The organism is Streptomyces sp. NPDC050743 (assembly GCF_044456925.1).
GTDB lineage: Bacteria > Actinomycetota > Actinomycetes > Streptomycetales > Streptomycetaceae > Streptomyces.
In genome coordinates this window covers 135,334-143,201 of sequence record NZ_JBITGJ010000018.1, presented here as the reverse complement: position 1 = coordinate 143,201, position 7,868 = coordinate 135,334, and the positions used below count along the sequence as shown (strand labels likewise).

General features: G+C 72.6%; 4 protein-coding genes. All 4 read right to left on the bottom strand.

All coding sequences use genetic code 11. The features are described from left to right. Positions 1–113 precede the first annotated feature (113 nt). The 4 genes from ACIBJF_RS20005 to pstA all read right to left on the bottom strand — a co-directional run bounded on the left by ACIBJF_RS20005 (position 114) and on the right by pstA (position 7,868). A complete protein-coding gene (locus ACIBJF_RS20005) occupies positions 114–2,108 on the bottom strand; it encodes an Ig-like domain repeat protein (protein ID WP_399175232.1) in 1,995 nt (664 codons plus the stop codon). Positions 2,109–2,221: 113 nt separating this feature from the next. Beyond that, the gene (locus ACIBJF_RS20000; protein ID WP_399175230.1) at positions 2,222–4,909 is read right to left on the bottom strand and encodes a hypothetical protein; all 2,688 of its coding nucleotides are present in this window, start codon (positions 4,907–4,909) and stop codon (positions 2,222–2,224) included. Continuing rightward, positions 4,906–6,627 (bottom strand): phosphate ABC transporter substrate-binding protein PstS, encoded by a 1,722-nt coding sequence (locus ACIBJF_RS19995; protein ID WP_399175228.1) that lies wholly within the window; start codon positions 6,625–6,627, stop codon positions 4,906–4,908. The genes ACIBJF_RS20000 and ACIBJF_RS19995 overlap by 4 nt, the downstream gene beginning before the upstream one ends. Continuing rightward, positions 6,627–7,868 (bottom strand): phosphate ABC transporter permease PstA, encoded by a 1,242-nt coding sequence (pstA, locus tag ACIBJF_RS19990; RefSeq protein WP_399175227.1) that lies wholly within the window; start codon positions 7,866–7,868, stop codon positions 6,627–6,629. Before pstA ends, ACIBJF_RS19995 begins: the two co-directional genes overlap by 1 nt.

The following is a 7,868-nucleotide window of genomic DNA, read 5'->3' as shown; positions in this document are numbered from 1 at the left end:
GGGGTGCGGGCCGCCCCCCGCCCCCCCCGCCCGGCCGGGGGGGGGGGGGGGGGGGGGGGGGGGGGGGGGGGGGGCGGGCCGCCGGCGGCCCCCCCCCCCCCCCCCGGCCGGAATCAGGTGGACTTGATGGTGAAGCTGGCGCCGCTCTTCGCGTACACCGTCGAGGAGCCCGCGTAGTACGCGTGCAGGGTGTGATAGCCGCGGCTCAGCAGGGGCAGGGTGATGGTCACCGAGCCGCTGCTCAGCGTGCCGCTGGCGATCACGGTGGTGCCCTGGTAGATGCGCACCGTGCCGGTCGGGGTGGTGCCGGTGGCGCTCACCTTCACCGTGACCTTGGCGTGGCTGGTGTGGCTGACCGTGGTGGGTGCGGTGGTGGTGACGGTCGGCGTCGCCTTGGTGATCGTCAGCGAGGCGGTCGTCCAGGAACCGTAGAGCTTGCTGTTCCCGCTGTATCCGATCGAGAGGGTGTGCGTGGCGACCTTGAGGTGGTTCGACAGGCCGATGGTGACCTTGCCGGAGCTGTCCAGGGTGCCGGTGCCGAGGGTGGTGGTGCCCTCCTTCACCGTCACCGTGCCGCCGGGGACAATCCCGTGCGCGTCGGTGACGGTGACGGCGACCTTGGGGACCCTGCCGTACGCGGTCGTGGCGGCGCTCGCCTTCGTGGTGCTGTTGTACTTGACGGTGCCGGTCCAAGTGGCCGCGGCGCCCGTGCCGTTGAGGTTGGCGGCGGCGACCGTGGCCGTGTAGCTGCCGATGGCCAGACCGCTGAAGGTGTACGAGGTGGTGGTGGCCGGGACGTCCTTGACGGCCACGACCACGCCGTCCGAACCGGTCAGCGTGATCCGGTAGTCGGTGAGCGGCAGGCCGGTGGCGGCCGGGGCGGTCCAGGTCAGCTTGAGGCTCGCGTCGCCTCGGGAGGCCTTCAGGGCGGGCGCGGCGGGCGTCGAGGCGTCGACGCCCGACTCCTCCAGACCGCCCAGCTTGGCGTGCTTGGCCACGCTGATCGAGCCGTTGTACGGCTCGTTGACGAAGCCGAAGCCGGCGATGACCTTCTCGGCGCTGTCGGAGGCCAGCGCGGCGGTGTGGCTGCCGCTGCTGACGAAGACGTCGTAGAGGTCCTTGTCGAAGAAGATGCTGGTCGGGTCGATCGCCCGGGACGGCACGACGTTGTAGACGTCACGGCCGAAGGTGGCGTTCTCGTAGTAGGCGGTGACCGGGGAGAGCTTGCCGTTGACCGTGATCACCGGCGTGGTGGCGCCGGTGTCGCCGGGCAGCTGCACGGCCGCCAGGTGCGCCCCGTCGGCCGCCGCCTGCTTGCTGTAGTCGGGGGCGACGTCGTTGTTCTGGGCGATCCAGCTGCCCACGGAGAACGGCACCAGGGCGCCGTCGTCCTCGACCGCGCTGTCGGCCTGGTTCTCCTGGACGGTCGGGATGTCCGGGGAGAGCGTGGCGTCGGTCAGGCCGATCGCCGCCAGGAAGAACTTGCGGGTGCCCGAGCCGCTCTGCGGGATCTTCGGGTGCACGGTCTGCCCGTTCACCTTGGTGAGCGTGCCGGAGTAGATGTCGTGCAGCTGGTCCACCGTGAGGGTGTCCAGCGCCGAGCCCTTCACCGCGACGCCGACCGCGTCCCGGGCGAAGGGGATGTAGGTCAGCGCGGTGCCGGAGGTGGTCGGGCCGCTGGAGGAGCGGGCGAAGTCGATCTGGTTCTTGATGGCGACGCCGGCGGAGTCCGGGTACTTGTCGCCGGTCAGCGACTCGCTCAGGGCGAGGCGGCCCTTGCCGGAGCCGTTCGGGCGCAGGAAGGACGGGCCGCCGGAGCGGGTGGTGATGTTCGAGGTGGTGGAGCCGGTGCCGGGCTCGATCGCGTCGTAGGAGGCGATGCCCGCGCCGCTCGCCGACTTCACGGCCGTGTCGGCGTAGCTCTTCTTGTTCACCGTGTCACCGGCCAGGGCGTTGAGCACGTCCTGGGTGGTGTCGGAGCCCACGCCGACCAGCTTGCGGAAGGTCCCGGCGGGGGTGGGGTCGGCGTGGGCGGGGCTCGACAGAGCCAGGCCGCCCGCCACCGCGGCGGCGGCGACGAGCGTCGCCGTGAAGCGCGTTCTGCGCATCGAGGGTTCTCCTGACGGTTGTGCGTCGGGTGTGAGAGGGGAATCTGGCAGGGTGGTACGGGCCGTCCGCCCCGAGTGCCTGTCGGGGCGGGCGGCCGTCTGGGGGCCGGATGTCAGGGCTGCGGCGGGCGCAGCCTCTCCGGCAGGGTGAAGGCCGGCACGACCGTCACCGTGCGACCGCCGGGCAGCGTCACCCGCAGCGGCAGCCGCAGCCTGCGGCCACCGGCGAAGGGCGCGCCGAGGCCGGCGGCGGCACCGAGCGCGGCCCCGGCGGGCACGGCCCACCGCAGCGGGTTCGCGGGGTCGTCGGGGGTGGTCTGGGCGGCGGTGGTCTGCACGGCCTTGCCGCCGTCGTACGACGCCTGCGCGCTCGGCGACGGCGAGGTCTTGCCGCTGCCGCCGCTGCCGCCGCCGTCCGCGCCGCCGGTGTTGCCGCCCGCGCCGCCGTCACCGGCGGGGCCGCCGGGGATGACGCCGCCCGAACCGCCCCCCGTGCCGATGGTCTCGGAGCCGCCGCCGATGGTGCCGCCGCTTCCGCCGCCGTTCGCGCCGCCGTCGTCCCCGGAGGGGCCCGGGCCGGTGTAGTGCGCCAGCGCGTCGGCTGCCTTCAGGGCGCGCTGGCGCAGGCCGCGGGAGAGAGGGGCGTACCCGGCGGGCAGCCGGCCCGGGTCGGCGCCCTGGACCTGGCCGGCGCCGGCCGCGTACCGCAGCAGCGCCGCGTAGTCCGCGCGGGCGTCCGCCTTCAGCGACCCCGGGCGTACGGCCGCCCACACCAGCTGGGCGAGCGGGTAGGCGCCCTTCGCGGTGGCACCGGCCGGGGTGATCTCGGCGACGCCCTTGCCGGAGGCGCTCTTGGCGGCCTCGGTCAGGGAGGTGGTCGTCGGGGCCACGAAGTCACCGGCGGCGTTGCGCAGCCGGGCGGTCTGCAGGCCGTAGCGGGCGGCGGAGGCCGCGTCGGTGACCGTGATGACGAACCGGGAGCCGACCGTCTGCGGGCCGGGCAGCTTGTAGGCGGGCGGGTTGGCCAGCGGGTCCCAGGTCGACTTCCACAGCACGTCCGCCCGCCGGGTGTGCAGGGCGCCGGCGTGCATGTCGGTGACGTAGGGGTGGAAGTCGGTCATGCACTGCGTGTCGTCCTTGGGCGCGTCGGTTCCGGGCGGGACCGTGCACCACGGGTCGGACTTCGGGTAGTCGTCCGTGTGCTCGGGGTCGAAGGGGGCACCGGTGGGGTTCACGTCCGGGTTGGTGCCGTAGTACGGGTTCACCTGCATGCCCCAGCGGTCGGAGACCCCGGCGAGGAACTGCCGGGCCTGCTTGTCGGCGAGGATCCACTGCCACAGCGCGCGGGCGCTGTCGCTGTGGCCGAGCGAGGTGAGCAGATCGGTGTCGGTGGCCGGGGTCTCGGCGACCGAGAGGTAGGCGAACTCCGGGTTGAGCTCGATGAACTCCGGGTCGCTCGCGAGGCCCGCCGGGTTGTTCCTCGCCCAGTCGTAGCCCTTGGCCGTCCTGTCGCCGACGACCGCGCCCCAGGGCGAGTTGCGGTACGACTCCGTGAGCAGCTTGGCGAGCAGACGGGGCGTGAGCCTGATCGACTCGACCTTGGTGCCCGCCAGTTTCCGGATGTCCTCCGGCGCCCCGGCCTTCGGTCTGCGTTCGATGGTGAACCCGATGACCGCGCCGGACAGGGTGACGGGTGCGTATGTCGTCGTGCCGGAGGGGGCGGCCGTACCGTAGTCGGCGCCCAGGGCGCGGGTGGTGAAGCCGAGGCCCGTGTCGCCCTTGCGGGTGAGCCGGTCGCGGGTGTCCGGTTCGCCCATCTCGGTGTAGCCGTACACCTTCCCGGCCGGGCACAGGGCCGACTGCCAGCTGGTCATGGCGTCGGCCGCGAGCTCGCTGCCCAGGGTGGGCCGCTCCTTGGCGCCGAGTGCGCAGTTGGCGCCGACCGCGTTGAAGTCGAGCGGGACGGCGATGCGGTTGCGCCAGTTGGTGGAGGAGACCGGGGAGCCCGCGTTGACCTGGCTGTGGTCGGCGTACGGCTTGCCGTCGAGGTCCAGGTGGCCCTGCGGGACGATCACCAGCCAGCAGCGCCGGGGCGTGGTGACCCCGTTGCGGGTGACCGGGACGCCGCAGCCCAGGTGCGGGGCCTCGTTCGCGGTCTGCACCTCGAAGTACTCCTGGCCGGTGCCGTCGGCGCCGGTGCGGGCGAAGTCGACCTCGTTGGTGGTGTTGCGGTTGAAGTAGGGGTTGTTCTGCGTGTTGGTCGTGACGACCGTGCCGTCCACCGCCTTGAACGGCACCTCGGCCGGGGCGTTCGGGTTGGCGGCGCCGTAGACGTTGTCCTGGCCGTAGTTGGTGGGGTCGGCGCTGTAGAACACCTGGCGGGTGTCGTCCTGGCCGTTGCCGGGCCAGTTGCCGCGGTCGGTGGTCGGGGAGCCGCCGTACTGGCACTGGGTGCGGGGCGGGCCCGGGTTGTCCGCGACGGTGTGGTCGTCGTCGCCCCAGCACTGCATGATCTGCACGAAGTCGGTGTTGAACAGCGTGCCCGCGAACGTGGTCGGGGTGCCGCCGGTCCAGGAGACCTTGATCGCCTGGCTGGTGAGGTGGGTGGTGCGGTCCACCGTGAACTTCATGTCCTTGAACTCGCCGCGCCCGGAGACCGTGACGGCGGAGCCGGTGCCGTCGGCGGCCGCCGTGGCGGACGGGGCCGCCTGGGCGAGGGCCAGCCCGGCCAGGGCGCCGGCGGCGGCCCCGGCGAGCAGCCGGGTGAGCGCGCGGCGGACGCGGATGCGCAGCCGTGTCACCGGGAACTCCCCTCGCCGGTGCGGTCGTCGGTGGTGCCGAGTCCGGAGCGGGCGCCGACCAGCCGGGACACCAGGGACGGCAGCAGGAGCAGGCCGAGGAGAAGGATCACGGCGAGCACCATCAGGGTCTGGGTGGTGGTCCAGCCGTGCCCGGCGGCGACGGCGACCGGCTGCGCGAGCGCGATGGTCCCACCGGCCGCCGCGCTGCCGCCCGTGCCGCCGCTCCCTCCGGAGCCGCCGCCCGGCGCGATGGTCTGCCCGGTGTCGGGGTCGATGGACGGCTGCGCGCTGCCGCCGCCACCGCCCGCCGCGCCGCTGCCGCCGGCGGCCGTCCCTCCGCTCGCGGCGCCGCCGCCGGCCGAGCCGCCGTTGGCGCCGCCGCTGCCGCCCGTGCCGCCCGTGCCGCCGGAGGCGCCGCCCGAACCACCGCCGCTGCCGCCCTCCTTGGCGCCGCCGCTGCCCGTGGTGCACGGCGGGGTGCCCAGCTTGTCGCAGGCGGCCGGGTAGGGCGCGGTGTCGGCGAGCCGGTTGTGGCCGTCGGGTGTGAAGGTGGGGTTGTTGCAGTTCTTGATGTTGATGTTCTGCGCCCGCACGCCCGGGATCCGGCGGATCTGGTCGAAGCCCGCCCGCACCAGGTTGATCGGCAGCGGCGAGTAGCCGAGGTCGGGCGCCTGTTGCTGGCCCTGGCACATGAAGTAGTACGAGAACGCGCCGAGCGTCTTGCCCTTGTCCTCGGTGAAGGTGCCCTGCACCTTCAGCGGCAGGATCATGTACGAGTAGCTGGACAGCGGGTAGTTGCGCTTGTCGGTGTCGTTGTAGACGCCGTCGAGCTGCTGGGTGAGGTAGTCAGGGCTGCTCTTGTTGGTGTTGATCTTCGCCTTGAGCAGCGAGACGGCGACGTTCTGCGGGGTCGGCTCGGTGTAGTAGCCGGCGTGGTTCAGGACCTTGGCGACCGGGTAGTGCGCGTTGAGCGCGTAGGAGTAGTTGACGTAGCCGATCGCGCCCTCGCCGTAGTTCTGGGCGACGTAGCCCGCCACGCCGAGGTCGCCGGACTGGGCGATCATGCCGGGGACCGTCGGGTAGTACGACGTCTGCCCACAGGCGCCGGAGCGGCCGACGCGGTTGCAGTACGCCTGCCACTGCGCCCTGTGCTGGTTGGCCATCCACAGCGTGAACTGGGCGGTGGAGCCGGAGCCGTCGGAGCGGACGACCGGCACGATCGTGCGGTGGGGCAGCTGGAGCCCGGGGTTGTCGGCCTTGATCGCCGGGTCGTCCCAGGACCGGATCACCCCCGTGAAGATCTTCGTGACGTTGTCCCCGGACAGCCGCAGATTGGTGACCCGCTGCCCGTTGACCGTCAGGTGGTACATGAACACGGTGCCGCCGGCCACGATCGGCATGTACGCGTACGACCCCGGCGCCGGGCGCTCCGCGGCGGAGCCGTCGGTCGGGTGGGTCTGGAACGGGATGTCCGACACCGCGAAGTCGACCGTGCCGCTGAGGAACTGACGGCGGCCGTCGGAGGAACCGGTGCCGGCGTAACTGATCCGCATGCCGTACTGGTTCACCGCCCGGCGCCACTCGTCCACGGCGTTCTCCGCCCAGGTGGAACCGGCGCCGGAGATGGGGGTGTAGCTGTCGGCGACCGCGGGGGTCGCGCCTGCGAGTATGCAGAGGAGGGCGGCCAGGATGCCCAGTCTGCGGAGTGTCGTGAGCATCAGTGGGTTTCTCCGTCGGTGTGGTCAGCGGAACCGGTCTCGAACAGCCGCAGTCCCGGCGAGTGCAGTTCGGCGTACCTCTCCACGTCGCGGCGGGAGGCTCGTGCCGCTCTCCTCGCCTGGCGCCTGCTCTGGTGGCCGGGTCCCCGGCCGCCGATGACGCGGGCGATCGCGAAGAGGACCAGGACCAGCGCCATCAGGACCGCCGCCGCGCCGAAGCCGCGGGCGATCATCGCCGGCTGGGGGGACTTGACGAAGTTGAAGACGGCGAGGGGGAGGGAGATCATCGGGCCGTCGGTCGGGTCGGCGTTCAGTGCGGCCGTGAATCCGGCCGTCAGCAGGACCGGGGAGGTCTCGCCGATGCCGCGCGCCGTACCGAGGATGACCGCGGTGGCCAGGCCCGAGCGCGCGGTGGGCAGCACCACGTGCCACACGGTCCGCCAGCGCGGCGCGCCCAGCGCCTCCGCCGCCTCCGTCAGCGTGCCCGGCACCAGCCGCAGCACCACGTCCGCCGCCCGGATCACGATCGGCAGCATCATCTCGCTGATCGCGAACCCGGCCGCGAGCCCCGACTTCTGCATGCCGAGCCCGAGAATCCAGGTGGCGTACACCATCAGCCCGGCCACGATGGACGGCAGCGCGGTCATCGCCTCCACGATCGTGCGGACGAAACGGGAGAAGCGGCCGGGGACCTGGTTGAGGTAGACGGCGCAGGCCAGGCCCAGCGGAACCGTGATCACCAGGGCGATGGTGATCATGATGAGCGTGCCGAGCATGGCGTGTGCGATGCCGCCGTCGCTCAGCGGGTCCAGCGGGCCCGCCGCCTGCATGTCCTGGGTGAAGAAGTTGCCGTGCGTCAGGGCCTCGCGCCCGCGCCAGGCGGTGAAGCCGACCACCAGCGCGAGCGCGCAGAGCATCAGTGCGCCCGCCGTCCACAGCACGACGGTCATCACCCGGTCCCATACCGCCTGGGCGTCCTCCTCCAGGCCGGTGAGCACGGCGTAGACGAGCAGGAAGACGGCGTACGCGGTAACGGTGAAGCCCAACGCGCCGGAGAAGGGCGCGAGTTCACCGAACAGCAGCACGGCCGTGCACAGGCCCGAGGCGGCGGCGCCCAGCAGGGAGAGGACCCCGCTCAGGGTGGGGCCGCCGATGCGGCGCGGTACGTCGGGGACGTCGACCGCGGCTTCCCGGGGGACGGCGTCTTCCAGGACTTCCTGGACTTCGTGTACGACAGTCAT

Bases quoted from the DNA above. Each gene is read 5' to 3' on its own strand.
- ACIBJF_RS20005 (WP_399175232.1), bottom strand. From the start codon at position 2,108: ATGCGCAGAACGCGCTTCACGGCGACGCTCGTCGCCGCCGCCGCGGTG.
- ACIBJF_RS19995 (WP_399175228.1), bottom strand. From the start codon at position 6,627: ATGCTCACGACACTCCGCAGACTGGGCATCCTGGCCGCCCTCCTCTGC.
- pstA (WP_399175227.1), bottom strand. From the start codon at position 7,868: ATGACTGTCGTACACGAAGTCCAGGAAGTCCTGGAAGACGCCGTCCCC.